Annotated in this window: 19 protein-coding genes; all 19 read left to right on the forward strand. The window is 51.0% G+C overall.

The genetic code is table 11. The annotated features are described in order from the left end of the window. The first annotated feature begins 75 nt into the window (after positions 1-75). The 19 genes from rpsP (at position 76) to hslU (ending at position 17,014) form a co-directional block, all read left to right on the forward strand. Positions 76-348 (forward strand): 30S ribosomal protein S16, encoded by a 273-nt coding sequence (gene rpsP, locus ACTRXG_RS05415; protein ID WP_079476141.1) that lies wholly within the window; start codon positions 76-78, stop codon positions 346-348. Between the two features lie 164 nt (positions 349-512). Then, on the forward strand, positions 513-752 hold the full coding sequence (locus ACTRXG_RS05420; protein WP_462865291.1) for a KH domain-containing protein: 240 nt from the start codon (positions 513-515) through the stop codon (positions 750-752). 45 nt (positions 753-797) lie between these two features. Continuing rightward, positions 798-1,226 (forward strand): YlqD family protein, encoded by a 429-nt coding sequence (locus ACTRXG_RS05425; RefSeq protein ID WP_474284260.1) that lies wholly within the window; start codon positions 798-800, stop codon positions 1,224-1,226. After that, positions 1,213-1,737: a ribosome maturation factor RimM gene (rimM, locus tag ACTRXG_RS05430; protein ID WP_474284261.1), complete on the forward strand. Its 525-nt coding sequence runs from the start codon at positions 1,213-1,215 to the stop codon at positions 1,735-1,737. Before ACTRXG_RS05425 ends, rimM begins: the two co-directional genes overlap by 14 nt. Next, the gene (trmD, locus tag ACTRXG_RS05435) at positions 1,734-2,432 is read left to right on the forward strand and encodes a tRNA (guanosine(37)-N1)-methyltransferase TrmD (RefSeq protein WP_474284262.1); all 699 of its coding nucleotides are present in this window, start codon (positions 1,734-1,736) and stop codon (positions 2,430-2,432) included. Before rimM ends, trmD begins: the two co-directional genes overlap by 4 nt. 125 nt (positions 2,433-2,557) lie before the next feature. Beyond that, positions 2,558-2,902 carry a 50S ribosomal protein L19 gene (gene rplS, locus ACTRXG_RS05440; protein ID WP_022792749.1) on the forward strand — a complete coding sequence of 115 codons (345 nt, stop codon included), beginning with the start codon at positions 2,558-2,560 and terminating at the stop codon, positions 2,900-2,902. A gap of 85 nt (positions 2,903-2,987) precedes the next feature. Beyond that, a complete protein-coding gene (gene lepB / locus ACTRXG_RS05445) occupies positions 2,988-3,548 on the forward strand; it encodes a signal peptidase I (protein ID WP_474260464.1) in 561 nt (186 codons plus the stop codon). A gap of 19 nt (positions 3,549-3,567) precedes the next feature. Next, on the forward strand, positions 3,568-4,431 hold the full coding sequence (gene ylqF, locus ACTRXG_RS05450; protein WP_474284263.1) for a ribosome biogenesis GTPase YlqF: 864 nt from the start codon (positions 3,568-3,570) through the stop codon (positions 4,429-4,431). Positions 4,432-4,444: 13 nt separating this feature from the next. Further along, positions 4,445-5,227: a ribonuclease HII gene (locus tag ACTRXG_RS05455; protein ID WP_474277316.1), complete on the forward strand. Its 783-nt coding sequence runs from the start codon at positions 4,445-4,447 to the stop codon at positions 5,225-5,227. Between the two features lie 15 nt (positions 5,228-5,242). Then, entirely contained in the window at positions 5,243-6,793 is a 1,551-nt protein-coding gene (locus ACTRXG_RS05460; protein WP_474284264.1) for a hypothetical protein, read from the forward strand. Next, positions 6,790-7,083 (forward strand): EscU/YscU/HrcU family type III secretion system export apparatus switch protein, encoded by a 294-nt coding sequence (locus ACTRXG_RS05465; protein ID WP_322524653.1) that lies wholly within the window; start codon positions 6,790-6,792, stop codon positions 7,081-7,083. Before ACTRXG_RS05460 ends, ACTRXG_RS05465 begins: the two co-directional genes overlap by 4 nt. Positions 7,084-7,261: 178 nt before the next feature. Further along, positions 7,262-8,422 carry an ADP-forming succinate--CoA ligase subunit beta gene (gene sucC / locus ACTRXG_RS05470; RefSeq protein ID WP_022792755.1) on the forward strand — a complete coding sequence of 387 codons (1,161 nt, stop codon included), beginning with the start codon at positions 7,262-7,264 and terminating at the stop codon, positions 8,420-8,422. 21 nt (positions 8,423-8,443) lie between these two features. Further along, positions 8,444-9,358, forward strand: coding sequence for a succinate--CoA ligase subunit alpha (sucD, locus tag ACTRXG_RS05475; protein ID WP_474284265.1), 915 nt, complete (start codon positions 8,444-8,446; stop codon positions 9,356-9,358). 102 nt (positions 9,359-9,460) lie between these two features. Continuing rightward, on the forward strand, positions 9,461-10,336 hold the full coding sequence (dprA, locus tag ACTRXG_RS05480) for a DNA-processing protein DprA (protein WP_474284266.1): 876 nt from the start codon (positions 9,461-9,463) through the stop codon (positions 10,334-10,336). Positions 10,337-10,529: 193 nt separating this feature from the next. Continuing rightward, the gene (gene topA / locus ACTRXG_RS05485) at positions 10,530-12,605 is read left to right on the forward strand and encodes a type I DNA topoisomerase (protein WP_474260475.1); all 2,076 of its coding nucleotides are present in this window, start codon (positions 10,530-10,532) and stop codon (positions 12,603-12,605) included. Positions 12,606-12,687: 82 nt separating this feature from the next. Continuing rightward, the gene (trmFO, locus tag ACTRXG_RS05490; RefSeq protein WP_474284267.1) at positions 12,688-14,001 is read left to right on the forward strand and encodes an FADH(2)-oxidizing methylenetetrahydrofolate--tRNA-(uracil(54)-C(5))-methyltransferase TrmFO; all 1,314 of its coding nucleotides are present in this window, start codon (positions 12,688-12,690) and stop codon (positions 13,999-14,001) included. A 104-nt stretch (positions 14,002-14,105) separates the two neighbouring features. Further along, entirely contained in the window at positions 14,106-15,023 is a 918-nt protein-coding gene (xerC, locus tag ACTRXG_RS05495) for a tyrosine recombinase XerC (protein WP_474277328.1), read from the forward strand. A gap of 2 nt (positions 15,024-15,025) precedes the next feature. Next, positions 15,026-15,574 carry an ATP-dependent protease subunit HslV gene (hslV, locus tag ACTRXG_RS05500; protein WP_474260481.1) on the forward strand — a complete coding sequence of 183 codons (549 nt, stop codon included), beginning with the start codon at positions 15,026-15,028 and terminating at the stop codon, positions 15,572-15,574. Between the two features lie 27 nt (positions 15,575-15,601). Next, positions 15,602-17,014 carry an ATP-dependent protease ATPase subunit HslU gene (gene hslU / locus ACTRXG_RS05505; protein ID WP_474260483.1) on the forward strand — a complete coding sequence of 471 codons (1,413 nt, stop codon included), beginning with the start codon at positions 15,602-15,604 and terminating at the stop codon, positions 17,012-17,014. Positions 17,015-17,025: the final 11 nt, after the last annotated feature.

Consider the following 17,025-nt stretch of genomic DNA (forward strand, 5'->3'; position numbering starts at 1 on the left):
AGGAAAAACACTTTACAGCACGTAAAGAAGCTATTATAATAAGCAAATGTGAGAAAAAAATGGAGGTGTTTGCATATGGCAACGCGCATCAGATTAAAGCGCATGGGCTCGAACAAGCGTCCTTTCTACCGTTTGGTAGTAGCGGATTCCCGGGCACCACGTGATGGACGTTTTATCGAAGAAATCGGTACGTACAACCCGCTGACTAACCCTGCCGAGTTCCACGTGAACGAAGAGAAGGCTCTTAAGTGGATGCTCGACGGTGCTAAACCATCGGATACTGTTCGTAACCTGTTTTCGCAGGAAGGTCTTATGACCCGTCTGCACAACGAAAAGCACGCAAAGTAATAAGCTAAAAAGATCGTCTGTGCCCGTCATTTCCTTAGGGAATGAAGAGGGCGAGGCGGTCTTTTTTTATGCAGCGGCATGCCTTTATACCCTCTGCCTGCGGAGAAAGACCCGGGGGCCGCTTGTTTGTGATAAAATAATACATATCAGGAAAGGATGAGTGGATGAAATCTTTTGCCTACATAATATTGGAGCGGATCGTGGATTATCCGGATGATATAAATATGACGGAATCGGAAGAGAACGGACGGGTGCTTATTGAAGTGAGGGTTCATCCGGAGGACGCGGGGAAAGTAATCGGCAGGCAGGGCAAAACGATTCAGGCGGTGAGAACGCTCCTGCAGGCGAAAGCCTCGGCTGAAGGAAAAAACGTCCGTCTTACCTTGTTGAACGATCAAAAATAGCTCCCTGTTTAGCTGCCGCTTCGGGGCTCTTGAAGAGGTGATAAAGTGCGTGTAATAAAAAAAATGAACGTTCACCATATTCTGACGGAAACATTGAAAGAGGAGCTGCAGGAAAAATACGAGCAGCAGAAATCCCGGCTGCTGGAGGAAACGGAGCAGCTTCGTTTTCAAAAGCAGAAGCAGAACAAGGAACGGGAGACCGAGAACGGCCGCTGGTCGGCCATGGATAAATTCAACAAGGAAATTGAAAAACGAAAGGAAGAGCTGCAGCAGCTTTATTTCTTGCAGAACCAGCTCGAGCATCTTCCGATCGGCTCGGAGCTTTCATTTGGCACGACGGAAGTGATGTTTGATATCGAGGTGGGGAGCGCGTGGCATGAAGGCGAGCACTGGGGGACCATTGTAGTGGAAGAGGGCATTGTAAAAGAAATCAGATCAAAACACAAAGCGAGTGACGAAGATGGAATGGTTTAATATAGGCACGATTGTAAATACGCACGGCGTACGGGGGGAAGTCAGGGTAAAATCCGTCAGCGACTTTGAGGAGGAGCGTTTTCAGCCCGGGCAGGAGGTATACGTGGAGAAGCCGGAGGCAGAAGCAGACCATGAACCGCTGGTCATTAAAAGCTCCCGTCCGCATAAGCAGTTTATTCTGCTCACATTCGAAGGGTTTCATTCGATTGATGATGTGGACTGGATGAAAAATGCGGCGCTTTTTGTACCGGAAACGGCGCTTGCCCCGCTTGAAGAAACGGAATATTATTTTCATGAAATCATCGATGCAGACGTCTATACGGAAGAAGGCACCCGCCTCGGTTATGTGAAAGAAATCCTGACCCCGGGAGCCAATGACGTGTGGGTGGTGGAGCCGGCAGAAGGGCGGCAGGACATTCTGCTTCCTTATATTGAAGAAGTCGTCCGGCATGTGGACGTTGCCGAAAAACGTATTACCGTAAGGGTAATGAAGGGAATGCTGCCGGAATGAGAATGGATTTTTTAACCTTGTTTCCGGGTATGTTTGAAAGTGTGTTCGGCCACTCCATTCTTGCCCGTGCTGCTGAGAGAGGGCACGTCTCCTTTCACACCCATGACATAAGGGACTATACAGACGACAAGCATAACAAGGTGGATGATTACCCGTACGGCGGGGGTGCCGGTCTCGTATTGAAGCCGCAGCCGGTATTTGACGCTGCTGCCCAGGTCAAAAGCGCAGGTGATGCTCCGCCGGACCGGGTTATTCTTCTCTGCCCACAGGGAAAGCCGTTTAAGCAGGAGGACGCCCGGGAGCTTGCCGGCGAAGACCGGCTGATGTTTATATGCGGTCATTATGAAGGCTATGACGAACGGATCCGCGAGCATTTAATTACGGATGAATACTCGATCGGCGATTTTGTGCTGACCGGCGGTGAACTAGGCGCGATGGTTATGGCAGACAGCATTACGCGCCTTTTACCCGGAGTGCTCGGCAATGAACAGTCCGCCCATACAGATTCGTTTGAGGACGGGCTGCTGGAGTATCCGCAGTATACCCGTCCGGCGGACTTCCGCGGCATGACGGTGCCGGACATTCTGCTGTCCGGCGACCACGGAAAAATCGCTGAATGGCGGCAAAGCCAGGCAATAAAGAGAACAAAAGAACGCCGGCCGGATCTTTGGGAAAAATATACCGATCAGACGTAAATCCGGCGGTTGATTCCACCCGTGGAATGTGCTATGATTCATTTTGTGACTGAATAGTCATCAATTACGGTGCTCCGCTGTTTTCATCGTGGACAAGAGCATGCGAGAGAAGGAGGCGAATACAAATGCAACAACTTATTCGCGACATAACGAAGGAACAGTTAAAATCGGATCTCCCGGACTTTCGCCCAGGTGACACTGTAGCAGTGCACTTGAAAGTTGTCGAGGGCTCCCGTGAACGTGTACAGGTGTTTCAGGGCGTCGTTATTAAACGTCGCGGCGGAGGCATCAGCGAGTCTTTCACCGTGCGTAAGGTTTCCTACGGAATTGGTGTGGAGAGAACTCTTCCGCTTCATTCCCCAAGAATCGATAAGATTGAAGTGAAACGCCGCGGTAAAGTACGTCAAGCTAGATTGTACTATCTCCGTAACCTGCGTGGAAAAGCTGCGCGTATCAAAGAACTTCGATAAGACACAGGAGAAAAAGCTGCAGCGGAGTATTCCGTCTGCAGCTTTTTTCATACGGATAAACTATATAAAGAAAGGAATCGACCGCATGAATGAACGCCGTTTTCCCATCAATTGGCTGCATCTTCTGACAGTGATTATGATTGCATTACTTATTGCATTGGCAGCACGCTGGCTGTTTGTAGCTCCAGTCGTTGTGAAAGGCGAATCAATGGAGCCGACCATTCATGACGAAGACCGGATGCTGTTGAATAAATCAAGCAAATGGCTGCACGAGTGGGACCGGTTTGATGTGGTCGTTTTCCACGCCAATAATAAAGATGATTACATTAAACGGATCATCGGACTGCCGGGCGATACGCTCGAATACAGGAACGATAAGCTTTTTATTAATGGGGAGCAGGTGGATGAGCCGTTTCTTGATAAAAAGACCCTGGCAGCAGGCCCTATCCCGGCGACAACCGATTTCACCCTGAAGGAGAAAACGGGCCGGAGCCGTATTCCTGAAGGGCAGGTGTTTGTGATGGGCGACAACCGTCCGAACAGCTATGACTCCCGGGCTATCGGACTCGTAGAAGAAGAGGAGATTGTCGGGGAAGCGGTAATAACATTCTGGCCGCTTACTCATATGTGGCCATCGCCATTTTAATTTGAAAGGAGGCAGAGATATGGACATTCAATGGTATCCCGGACATATGGACAAGGCGCAAAAGGAAGTGCAGAGCAAATTAAAGCAGGTGGATGTGGTTATCGAGCTCGCAGATGCAAGAATCCCCCGGTCCTCACGGAATCCGCTGCTTGAAACGATTATTCAGGATAAGCCATCGGTGATCGTATTAACCAAAGCCGATCTGGCTGATCCGAAAGTAACCGAGGAATGGAAGCAGTATTACCGCGACCAGGGAATTGAGGCGGTGGACGTGGATTCCAAGCACAAGAAGGGCCTGCATGTGATTAAAGAAGCGGCACTTCAGCAGACGGAACGGCTCCAGGCCAGGTGGAAAAGAAAAGGCATTAAGCCAAGGGCTATACGGGCAATGATTATCGGCATCCCGAACGTCGGCAAATCGACGCTCATCAATCAGTGGATCGGAAAAAAAACAGCTAAAATCGGTGACCGTCCGGGAATTACGAAAAACCAGCAGTGGCTGAAAATGGGCAAGGAAATGGATCTGCTCGACACCCCGGGCATTCTCTGGCCGAAGTTCGAAGACCCTTACGTCGGGGAACGTCTCGCAGCGACAGGTGCTATTAAAGACGAGCTGTTGGATCTGCAGGATATTGCTTATTTTATTATCGGGGTCTGCCAGGAGTATTACCCCGAAAAGCTGCTTCAGCGTTTTAGCCTTGAGGATAAGCCGAGGGAGACGTCGCTGGAGTGGTTTGAAGACATTGGACGTAAGCGGGGAGCGCTGCTTGCAGGAGCGGAAATCGATTACGAAAAAGCAGGTGAAATGGTCGTACGCGAGTTCCGCGGCGGGCTGCTCGGACGCATCAGTCTCGAACGCCCGGACGATGACGTGAGCGAATAATTGTGCAGCAGAGGTGAAAATATTGGAGAAATGGACGATAACAGCTGTAAAGGAATATTTGCAGACACATGAGGAGCCGGATGCAGAGCTTCTGGAGGCCTGGAAGGAAGACTCCCGGGCCGGCGTCCAGAAGGAGCTGCAGCGGTATGCTAAGCGACAGAAGCAGAAGCAGGAAAAGTACGAGGACTTCTGCCGCCGGCTTTCGTTTGAACAGGATTATTGGGACCGGGGTTTCGAGGCGGTGGCTGGAGTGGATGAAGTCGGGCGCGGGCCGCTGGCCGGGCCGGTGACTACGGCTGCTGTTGTGCTGCCAAAGGACGTCAGCCTGATAGAAGTAAATGACTCCAAAATGCTCTCCGCCAAAAAACGTGAAGAGCTTGAAATAAAAATTAAAGAGGTGGCGGTCGCCTGGAGCGTTGTTCATATCGAGGCGGACGAAATCGATCGTCTGAATATTTACCAGGCAACCAAAAAGGCTATGCGGACGGCTGTGGCGGATCTTAAACCTGCTCCGGATGCCCTGCTCGTAGATGCGATGACCCTTCCATTACATATTGAACAGCAGTCGCTCGTGCAGGGGGACAGCCGGAGTGTGTCGATTGCGGCTGCCTCTATTCTGGCGAAGGTGGAACGGGACCGTTATATGCAGTACTATCATACGCTTTATCCGGACTATGATTTTGCCAGCAACAAGGGCTACGGTACCCAGAATCACCTGGACGGCTTAAATCGTCTCGGCGGGTGTGCCATCCACCGGTATTCGTTTCAGCCGGTATCCGGGTACCGTCGTTCGTAAAAGGAGAGAAAATCGATGAAGCTGTCGCTGCCGTCCACGTTTGCCGGAAACCGTACAGGACAAGCCGGAAATGAAGAAATTAAAGCCGGGCAGATTATTAAAGGTACTGTCAAACAGCTTTATCCAGGCCAACGGGCGGCAGTTACTGTGCACGGGAGGGTGTATCACGCTTCCCTGGAGGCACCGGTTGAAGCCGGAAAGTCATATTATTTTCAGGTGAAAAATGAACACGGCCGGCAGGTGTGGCAGGTGGCAGCAAACGAGGCTGCCACTTCTTCCGGTGATAAAGGCCATGCGCTCCTGAAGCTGCTCGGCCTGCCTTCCGGAAAGCAGAAGCAGTACATATTCCGCATGTTTGAACAGATGCAGCTGCCTGTAACGAGGGAAACGCTCCAGAAAAGCGTGCAGCTGCTAAAAGGGGAAGGCGCCGTAAATAAGCAGGGGATGCAGACGATTCAATGGATGCTCGGCGCAGGTGCCCCTTTAAAAGCATCCATCTTTCAAAGTGCCCACCAGGTGCTGCACGGCCCCTCGCCGGCACAGGATTTAACTGTGCTGCTTGCGCAGCACAAAACGTCTGACGCTGTTCATCAATCCATCAGCAGCGCCGTGCTCACCCCGGGAAGCTTTAAAGGAGACATCGAAGCACCGACAAAGCCGATGCAGCTGTTCGCCGCAGCAGCCGCGGCGGCTGTCATTGATAAAAACGGTCAGGCTGCCCAGCTGATCCACCGGCTATTTGCGGGCCTTCAGCCTCCATTGAACGCTGAAGCCTTTCTGCAGCATGTCGGTCAGGGCGCCGTAAGCAGCGGGTCCGTGGAAAAATGGCTTCAGTCCCAGGTGGAAGACGCGGCAAAGCTGCATCAGACGATCCAGCAGCCGGGCAGTTCGCCGCAGCTGAGCGCAAAGGCTCTAATGAGAGCCTGGCACGCGCTGGTCCCGGAAGCAGTGACGGTGCTTGCCAATACGCCGCAGATGGTGGAATGGCTGAAAAGTTATACCGGCAACTCGAGCTGGTCTTCCTGGGCGGAAAGCGGGAGCAAAGAAGCGATGCAGACGTCTTACAGGCATTTAGAGCAGGCTCAGGTGCATATTATGTCGAGAGCTGAACTCTCACCCCAGCATGAACGGACCGTCGCCCATGTGGCCGGTCAGCAGCTCATGCAGCAGACCGATCAGGAGGCATGGCTGCAGCAGCTCTCCCATCTTCCGGCGAAGTGGGGGGAGATGCTTTCGGATGCTGTTGTTCACTGGGAGGGAAAACGTACTGAAGACGGAAAACTCGATCCGGATACGTGCCATATTTTATTTCAGCTCGAGATGGACCGGCTCGGCGTTTTAATCGCTGATGTGCAGATTTATAAACGAAACGTGACGGTAAATATCAGCAGTGAAAACCCGCGCCCGGAACAGCCGCTGCATCTTTTTCAGCCCATGCTGAAAACGGCAATGGCTTCGCTGAACTACCAGCTGGTGTCGCTTCAGTGGCACGAAGAAGAAGCCCTTCCGGCCGGGCCGCACGGCCGGGAGCCCGGACGGAAAGGAGCATTTGATATTCGGATATGACCTCCAACCAGAACTGGACCACGAAAAAAGCAGTGGCACTTAATTATAAGCAGGGCACTTCACAGGCGCCGGCAGTCAAAGCGAAGGGGCGGGGATGGACCGCGGAACGAATTATCGAAGCGGCCGCTGAACAGGACGTCCCGGTGCATAAAGATGCCGGGCTTGTACATATGCTTCATGAGCTTGAATGGAATGAAGAAATTCCGGAAGAGCTGTATGAAGTGGTGGCGGAAATCTTCGCCTTTATCTACCGGATGGATAAAAAAACGGCCGGTAAAAATGAAAACTAAACCGCGCAGCAGAAACTTTCACGGAAATGTTGAATTTTTTTCTAAATTTCTATACGATAAAGGATGTGTGGGAGAGAGCGAGGCTATTTAGAGGCTTTCGTTCTGCCCAGATTCGATTTTGTAATCACTTACACAGTCGATAGAAGGATTCGTATTGTAACGGTGAGGGGGAAAAAGCATGAATATTCATGAGTACCAGGGAAAAGAGCTCCTTCGTAAATACGGAGTGGCAGTCCCTAACGGAAAAGTTGCATTTACGGTAGATGAAGCAGAAGCAGCCGCAAAAGAACTGGGTTCTGACGTAACGGTGGTAAAAGCCCAGATCCACGCAGGTGGAAGAGGGAAAGCCGGCGGGGTCAAGCTCGCTAAAAACCTCGATGACGTCCGCAAATATGCTGACGAAATCCTCGGCAAAACACTGGTTACCCATCAGACCGGACCGGAAGGTAAAGAAGTGAAACGTCTTTACATCGAAGAGGGAAGCGACATCAAGAAGGAATACTACTTAGGTGTTGTGCTCGACCGTGTATCGTCCCGCATTGTGATGATGGGCTCTGAAGAAGGCGGAACAGAGATCGAAGAAGTAGCTGAAGAAAATCCGGAAAAAATATTCCGCGAATACATTGATCCAGCTATCGGTATGCAGCCTTATCAGGCCCGTCGTATGGCATTTAACATGAATATACCGACAGACCTTCTGAAAGAAGCAGTGAAGTTCATGCTTGGCCTGTCCAAAGTATTTATCGACAACGACTGCTCTATCGCAGAAATTAACCCGCTCGTAACGACCGGGGACGGGAAAGTAATGGCGCTTGATGCGAAATTCAATTTTGATTCAAACGCCCTTTATCGTCAAAAAGAAATACTTGATTACCGTGACCTCGATGAAGAGGATCCTAAGGAAATCGAAGCTTCCAAATACGACTTAAGCTACATTGCCCTCGACGGCAATATCGGCTGCATGGTCAATGGTGCCGGTCTTGCGATGGCTACAATGGATATCATTAAGCACTACAGCGGCGATCCGGCGAACTTCCTGGATGTTGGCGGCGGTGCGACGGCTGAAAAAGTAACGGAAGCATTTAAAATTATCCTTGAAGATGATGCTGTTAAAGGCATTTACGTTAACATCTTCGGTGGAATCATGAAGTGCGACGTCATCGCTGACGGGGTAGTGGAAGCTACGAAGCAGACTGGACTGGAGATTCCGCTTGTTGTACGTTTGGAAGGCACGAACGTAGAAAAAGGCAAAGAAATTCTGGAAAAATCCGGATTGAATATTACAGCAGCGGACTCTATGGCAGACGGTGCGCAAAAAATTGTTTCGTTAGTTCAATAGAAAGGCAGGGACCATCGACCTATGAGCATTTATATTAATAAGGATACAAAAGTAGTTGTTCAGGGAATTACAGGATCTACCGGCCTCTTTCACACTCAGCAGGCGTTAGAGTACGGTACGAAAATCGTCGGCGGCGTGACGCCGGGTAAAGGCGGCACGGAAGTTGAAGGCGTGCCGGTTTTCAACACGCTTGATGATGCAATAGAAGCAACCGGTGCTACCGTGTCGGTTATTTACGTTCCGCCTGCTTTCGCAGCGGACGCGATCATTGAAGCAGTGGACGCAGACCTTGATCTTGCCATCTGCATCACTGAAGGCATCCCGGTTCTTGATATGATTAAAGTGAAGCGTTTTATGGAAGGCAAGCGCACCCGCCTTGTCGGTCCAAACTGCCCGGGCGTTATTACACCGGACGAGTGCAAAATCGGCATTATGCCGGGCTACATTCATAAAAAAGGACACGTAGGTGTTGTTTCCCGTTCGGGTACACTGACGTATGAAGCCGTAGACCAGCTTACCAAAGCAGGCATCGGCCAGTCGACAGCTGTCGGTATCGGCGGCGACCCGGTAAACGGCACAAGCTTTACCGACGTGCTGCAGGCCTTTAATGACGATCCGGATACAGAAGCCGTGATCATGATCGGTGAAATCGGCGGCACAGCTGAGGAAGAAGCAGCTGAATGGGTCAAGCAGAATATGACCAAGCCAGTAGTCGGCTTCATCGGCGGTGCGACAGCCCCTCCAGGAAAACGGATGGGCCACGCCGGCGCGATTATTTCCGGCGGTAAAGGCACCGCAGAGGAAAAAATTAAAACGTTAAACGAAAGCGGCGTGCAGGTAGCAGCGACACCGGCAGAAATCGGTGATACGATGATCAACGTTCTGAAAGAACGCGGTCTGCACGAAAAATGCCTCACCCACGAACCGCAAGTATAAAATAACCGCCCTCCGCTGCCTCTTTCGGGCAGGCGGAGGTTTTCTTTTTCTTCCCCGTGTTCCCCCTAAAACCATTATTCCCCCATGAAAGGACTACTCCTCATGCAAAATCTCTCCTTTAATGAACGGCTTCTGGCTGTCCACGAATTTCCCTATTTTCAATGGAAGCACGTAGCAGAGCTGCTGCGCCGTGACCGTGAATTACTTTTACCTTTTACGCACCCTCATCTTCTGCCTGTAAACAGCGCCCATTTGACTGCCTGGCGGGAATATATGTCCCAGCTTGCCGTGCAGCGGAGGCTCGCTTGGTACCGGGAGCAGGGTATCGGGTGGATTACATATTTTGACGAACGCTATCCGTCGTCTTTAAAGTCAATATACGATGCGCCGTGGGTGCTTTACACGAAAGGGAACACAGAGCTGCTTCAAGACAGCCCCCGGCTGGCGGTAGTCGGCTCCCGGAGCATGACTTCCTACGGCAGAGCAGCTGTGGAAGCATTTCTTCCTCCTGGGCAGGTGCAGATTGTCAGCGGACTGGCAAGAGGGGTGGACGGGCACGCCCACCGGCAGGCATTAACAATGGGAGCGCCGGCTATTGCGGTGCTAGGCTCCGGATTTGGGCGTATTTATCCGAAGGAGCATCTCGCTCTGGCAAAAAATATTGCTGCCGCGGGGCTGCTTTTGAGCGAATATCCTCCGGACAGATCACCGAAAAAATGGCACTTTCCGGCCAGAAACCGCATTATCAGCGGTCTGTCTGATAAAATATTTGTGGTGGAAGCGGATGTAAACAGCGGTTCCCTCATTACGGCATCGCTTGCGCTTGAACAGGGCAGGGAGGTCTGCGCACTGCCGGGATCCGTGTTTTCCAAGCAGAGTGCGGGTACAAATCAGCTGATTTATGACGGTGCTCTCCCGGTTCTCCAGCCGGAGGATTTAAGCATATCCGGCAGGTGGACAGCGTCTCATAACAGCTGACGGAATTGAAACGGAATTTTAAATTTTCCGTATGTTATGCTAGACACGTTCGGTAAACTGTGAAAGAATAATTGTGATTTCAAGCACAAAACGCACTGAAACGATTAAGATCATAAAAGCATCACTATTTGACAGAGTAATTTATTCGAGTTAATAATGGTAATATTTCATTGAGACAAAGGGGAGAAGAGGAATGGCCGACTATTTAGTCATCGTGGAATCTCCCGCAAAAGCAAAAACAATCGAAAAGTATTTAGGGAAAAAATATGCGGTGAAAGCTTCAATGGGGCACGTAAGAGATCTGCCGAAAAGCCAAATGGGAGTCGACACTGAAAACAATTATGACCCGAAATATATAACGATACGCGGGAAAGGTCCAGTTTTAAAAGAATTAAAAACGGCTGCAAAAAAAGCGAAAAAAGTATATCTCGCAGCCGACCCTGACAGAGAGGGTGAAGCTATTGCCTGGCATCTGGCGCACAGCTTAAACATTGATGAGGATTCGGAATGCCGGGTTGTTTTTAACGAAATTACAAAAACGGCGGTGAAGGATGCATTTAAGCATCCCCGATCCATCAATATGGATCTTGTGGACGCCCAGCAGGCCCGCCGGATACTTGACCGCCTCGTCGGCTACAACATTAGTCCATTACTATGGAAGAAAGTGAAAAAAGGATTGAGTGCCGGACGGGTACAGTCGATTGCTGTAAAAATGATTATTGACCGGGAAAAAGAAATCAAGGCGTTTATTCCGGAAGAATACTGGAGTATTAATGGAACGTTCTCGGACGGGGACGCGGAATTTGAAGCGAAATTTCACGGCACAGCGAAAGAAAAGCAGGCGCTTGCCTCCCGGGAAGACGTTGACGGCGTGCTTCAAAAGATGAAAGGCGATCAGTTTGAAGTAACAAAGGTCACGAGAAAAGAACGTAAACGAAATCCGGTACAGCCGTTCACGACCTCGTCCCTGCAGCAGGAGGCAGCGCGAAAGCTGAATTTCCGTGCGAAAAAGACGATGATGGTGGCCCAGCAGCTGTATGAAGGTATTGATTTGGGTAAACCGGCTGGCACTGTCGGTTTAATCACCTATATGCGGACAGACTCCACCAGGGTCTCCCAAACCGCCAAGGAAGAAGCACGGACGTTTATTACGGAAAAGTACGGCGAAGAATACATCCGCCATGGCGAACGTAAGAATGCTAAAAGCAGCAACAGCCAGGATGCCCACGAGGCGATCCGGCCGACATCGATCATGTATGAACCAAAACAGGTGAAAAGCTCGCTCTCAAGAGACCAGTACCGGCTGTACAAGCTCATCTGGGAACGTCTGGTGGCGAGTGAAATGGCCCCGGCTGTTATGGACACTATGTCGGTGGACCTTGATAATGAAGGCGTGCTGTTCCGGGCGACCGGCTCTAAAGTGAAATTCCCCGGCTTTATGAAGGTGTACGTGGAAGGCCAGGATGACGGAAAAAAAGAAGAGGATAAAATGCTTCCGGATCTTCAGGAGGGCCAGATGGTCACCCGGACGGATATGGAAGAAAATCAGCATTTCACCCAGCCGCCGCCGCGTTACACAGAAGCCCGGCTCGTTCGGACGATGGAGGAAATGGGCATCGGCCGGCCATCCACATATGCGCCGACGCTCGATACAGTGCAGCGCCGGAACTACGTAGCACTTGAAGAAAAACGTTTCGTGCCAACGGAGCTCGGTGAAATCGTCATGGATCTGGTCGTGGAATTCTTCCCGGAAATTCTTGATGTGGAATTTACCGCAAAGATGGAGAACGATCTTGACTATATTGAAGAAGGAAAACAAAATTGGATCGAGATTATCGATGAATTTTACCAGGGATTTGAGCCAAGGCTGAAAAAAGCCGAGGAAGAAATGGAAGAAGTCGAAATCAAAGATGAGCCGGCAGGCGAAGACTGCGAGCAGTGCGGCCATCCGATGGTATATAAAATGGGCCGTTACGGAAAGTTTATGGCCTGCTCCAATTTTCCGGAATGCCGTAATACGAAAGCGATTGTCAAAGATATTGGCGTGAAATGCCCGAAATGTAAAGAGGGAAATGTCGTTGAACGCCGAAGTAAGAAAAAGCGGATCTTTTACGGCTGCGACCGGTACCCGGACTGCGAATTTGTTTCCTGGGATAAACCGATTGCCCGACCGTGTCCGAAATGTGAAAATATGCTTGTGGAGAAAAAGACGAAAAAAGGCGTACACGTCCAGTGCTCTGAATGTGATTATAAGGAAGAACCAAATTAAAAATGACTGGTTACAGCGCAGGTCTGACTGCTTCCGAAAGGAATAGTTGCCTGCGCTTTCAAAAGGGAAAGGAGTTTTTATCATGAAAAGTACACCTGTTCATATCGTCGGTGCAGGGCTAGCCGGAAGCGAAGCGGCATGGCAGCTTGCAAAACAGGGCGTGCCGGTCAAGCTTCACGAAATGCGTCCAAACAAACAGACGGCCGCCCACCATACCGATAAATTTGCGGAGCTGGTCTGCAGTAATTCCCTTCGGGCCAACAACCTTACAAATGCCGTCGGCGTATTAAAGGAAGAAATGAGACACCTCGACAGCGTGATTATCGAGGCAGCAGACGCAGCTTCGGTGCCGGCAGGCGGCGCCCTTGCCGTAGACCGGCATGAATTTGCCGCGAAGGTCACGGAAAAAGTAAAAAATCATCCGCTCGTGGAAGTGGTATCGGAGGAAGTGACCCATATACCGGATGAACCGGCAATTATTGCCACGGGTCCGCTGACCACTGAGTCGCTCTCTGAGGATATTTTTAACCTGACCGGCGAAGAGCATTTGTACTTTTACGATGCAGCGGCGCCGATTGTGGAAACAGACAGCATCGATATGGACAAAGCGTATGTAAAATCCAGGTACGATAAAGGAGAAGCTGCGTACATCAACTGTCCGATGACAGAAGAGGAATTTGACCGCTTCTACGATGCACTGGTGGAAGCAGAAGTTGTTCCGCTGCGCGAATTTGAAAAAAACATCTTTTTTGAAGGCTGTATGCCGGTCGAGGAAATTGCCCGCAGAGGCAAAAAGACCCTGCTGTTCGGCCCGATGAAGCCGGTCGGTCTGGAGCACCCGGAAACAGGGGAGCGCCCGCACGCCGTCGTGCAGCTGCGCCAGGACAACCAGGAAGGCACGCTCTTTAACATTGTCGGCTTCCAGACGCATCTCAAATGGGGACCTCAGAAGGAAGTAATCCGTTTAATCCCGGGGCTTGAAAATGCCGATATCGTCCGCTACGGCGTGATGCACCGCAATACATTTTTGAATTCCCCGAACTTCCTGAATCCGACCTATCAGACGAAGGCCCGCAGTGATTTGTTCTTCGCCGGACAGATTACCGGTGTGGAAGGCTACGTGGAATCAGCTGCTTCCGGGCTGGTCGCTGGATGGAATGCGGCAAAACAATATTTGCAGGAAGAAACGGACACCTTCCCGAAGGAAACGGTGATCGGTGCCATGAGTCACTATATTACGACGGCCGGCGCCAAAAACTTTCAGCCGATGAACGCCAACTTCGGCCTGCTGCCCGCCCCGGAGCAGAAAATCAAAAACAAGCGGGAACGCAATGAATACTACGCAGAACGGGCTCTGGATGCCATTCAGAATTTTAAGAAAAAAGTCCAAATATGATTGCTAGGCTGCAGGGTTTATGATACGATTTACTAGCTTTTGTCTTCATAAGGCGGCAACAGACCCGCAGAGGGAAGCCGAAAGTGCAAAGGAGCAAAAAGCTGATGAACCCGCTATTAACCTGGAGGGAAGAATTTTTCCGCTATCTGGAGCTTGAAAAAAACATTTCCTCCTATACAAAAACAGCTTACGAACAGGACTTGATTGAATTTGAAGCGTTTATGCAGCAGGAGGGCTGGAAGCACGTGGAGGATGTTGATCCAACGCTCGTCCGCCTCTACTACAGCAGCATGTACGACCGCTCGTATGCGAGGGCGACAGTAGCGCGGAAAATCTCCGCGCTGCGTGCGTATTTCCGCTATCTGCAGCGTGAAGAATATATTGAACAGAATCCGTTCATCGGAGCGAGCCATCCGAAAAAAGAGCGGCCGCTCCCCCACTTTTTATATGAAGAAGAGATCGAATCGCTGTTTGCTTCATTTGATATGAGCAAGCCGCTTGATATCAGGGATAAAGCCATTATGGAGCTGCTTTATGCGACAGGCATGCGCATCAGCGAATGCCAGCAGCTGCAGGCCGATGACCTCGATGACTATCTTGGCACCATTCTGGTGAAGGGAAAAGGCCGGAAGGAGAGGTACGTGCCGGTAGGAAGCTTTGCCCAGGAAGCCGTGGAGCTTTACAAAACGGAGGTGCGGCCGGAGCTGTCAGCCAAAAGCAGCGTGCCGACCGGCCAGCTGTTTTTAAACGCCCGGGGCGGTCCGCTGACCGACCGTGGATTCCGCCATGTCATCAACGAACGGGTGAAAAAGGTCTCAAGCACGCTTCGTATTTCTCCTCATGATCTGAGGCATACGTTTGCGACACATCTGCTCAATCACGGGGCGGACCTGCGGGTCGTGCAGGATCTTCTCGGCCATGCCAATTTATCAACAACCCAGATTTATACCCATGTCACGAAAGAACGGCTACAGGATGTGTATCGACATGCGCATCCAAGAGCAGAAAGGAAGCGTGAATAACTATGGAACCATCCTTTCACGCCACAACAATATACGCTGTCCATCACGACGGTGAAGGAGCGATGGCCGGCGACGGCCAGGTGACGCTCGGCCAGCAGGTGGTTATGAAGCATACGGCACGAAAGGTGAGACGGCTGTACAACGGGAAAGTTCTCGCCGGCTTTGCCGGATCGGTAGCTGACGCGTTTACACTGTTTGACTTGTTTGAAGAAAAACTCGAGCAGTGGAGCGGCAATCTGCAGCGTGCTGCCGTCGAGCTTGCCAAGGACTGGCGCAGCGATAAAACGCTGCGGCGTCTGGAAGCGATGCTCATTGTTATGGATAAATCCACCATGCTTTTGGTCGCGGGCACAGGAGAGGTAATCGAGCCTGATGATAATATGCTTGCGATCGGCTCCGGGGGCAATTTTGCGCTCAGCGCCGGACGGGCACTCAAAAAGCATGCCACGCACCTGACCGCCCGGGAAATGGCCGAGGCTTCGCTGCAGACAGCAGCAGATATATGTGTTTTCACCAACCATGAAATCATAATTGAAGATTTGGAATCTTAAAACATAGTCCGCTAAGGGGGCTTATTAATGGAAATTTCGATGACACCCAAACAGATTGTAGAACGGCTCGATCAATATATTATCGGCCAGAATGAAGCGAAACGGTCTGTTGCGGTAGCTCTTCGCAACCGGTACCGCAGAAGCAAACTGCCCGAACAGCTTCAGGAGGAAGTAACGCCGAAAAATATTTTGATGATCGGACCGACGGGCGTAGGTAAAACAGAAATTGCCCGCCGGATTGCGAAGCTTGTGGGTGCCCCGTTTTCGAAGGTGGAAGCCACGAAATTCACGGAAGTCGGCTATGTCGGCCGTGACGTGGAATCGATGATCCGGGATCTGGTGGAGGTCGCCGTACGTATTGTAAAGGAAGAAAAAACAGCCTCCGTACAGGAAAAAGCAGAAAAAGCTGCGAATAAAAAAATTGTCCGGCTGCTTGCTCCGAGAAAACGCAAAAATCGTCAGGCGGACAACAACTCCGGCAATCCGTTCGGGATGCTTTTTCAGCAGAATGAGGACAATGATGAAGAGGAAGAGACAGACACTTCGGACAACAGTGATCTGCGTGAACAGCGCCGTCAGCTGCAGAAGCAGCTGGAGATGGGCGAGCTTGAAGACCGCAAAGTGACCATAGAGGTCGAACAGCAGTCCGGCTCCATGGGTGACATGTTTCAGGGCGGCGGCATGGAGCAGATGGGCATGAACATGCAGGAGATGCTCGGGAACATGATGCCAAAGAAAACGAGCAGCCGCACCCTCCCTGTGAGCGAAGCACGCAAGGTGCTGACCGAGCAGGAAGCCCAGAAAATGATCGATATGGACGAAGTCAGTACAGAAGCTGTTTATCGCGCGGAGCAGCTGGGAATTGTGTTCCTGGATGAAATTGATAAAGTGACCGGTAAAAAGGAAAGCAGCAGTGCGGACGTTTCGCGTGAAGGCGTACAGCGGGACATTCTGCCGATTGTGGAAGGATCAACGGTTAATACGAAGTACGGGCCGGTGCGTACCGATCACATGCTGTTTATCGCCGCCGGTGCTTTTCATACGGCTAAGCCTTCCGATTTAATTCCTGAGCTGCAAGGAAGATTTCCGGTGCGTGTCGAACTAGATAACTTAGGGGCAGCAGATTTTGCCCGGATTCTGCGGGAGCCGGACCAGGCTCTTACGAAGCAGTATCAGGCTCTCATCCGTACCGAAGGCATTGAAGTAACGTTTACAGATGAAGCGGTCGACACTATTGCAGAATTAGCGGAAGCGGTCAATCAGCAGACAGAAAATATCGGTGCGAGACGGCTGCATACGCTGCTTGAAAGACTGCTCGAAGATCTGTCCTTCGAGGCGCCGGAAATTACTATGGACGCTATTACCATTACGCCGGAGTACGTCAATGATAAACTGGCCACGATCGCCAGGGACCGGGACGTCAGCCGGTACATTTTGTAGCATAAATCAGG

This window comes from Marinococcus sp. LNSP9103-4, assembly GCF_056034345.1.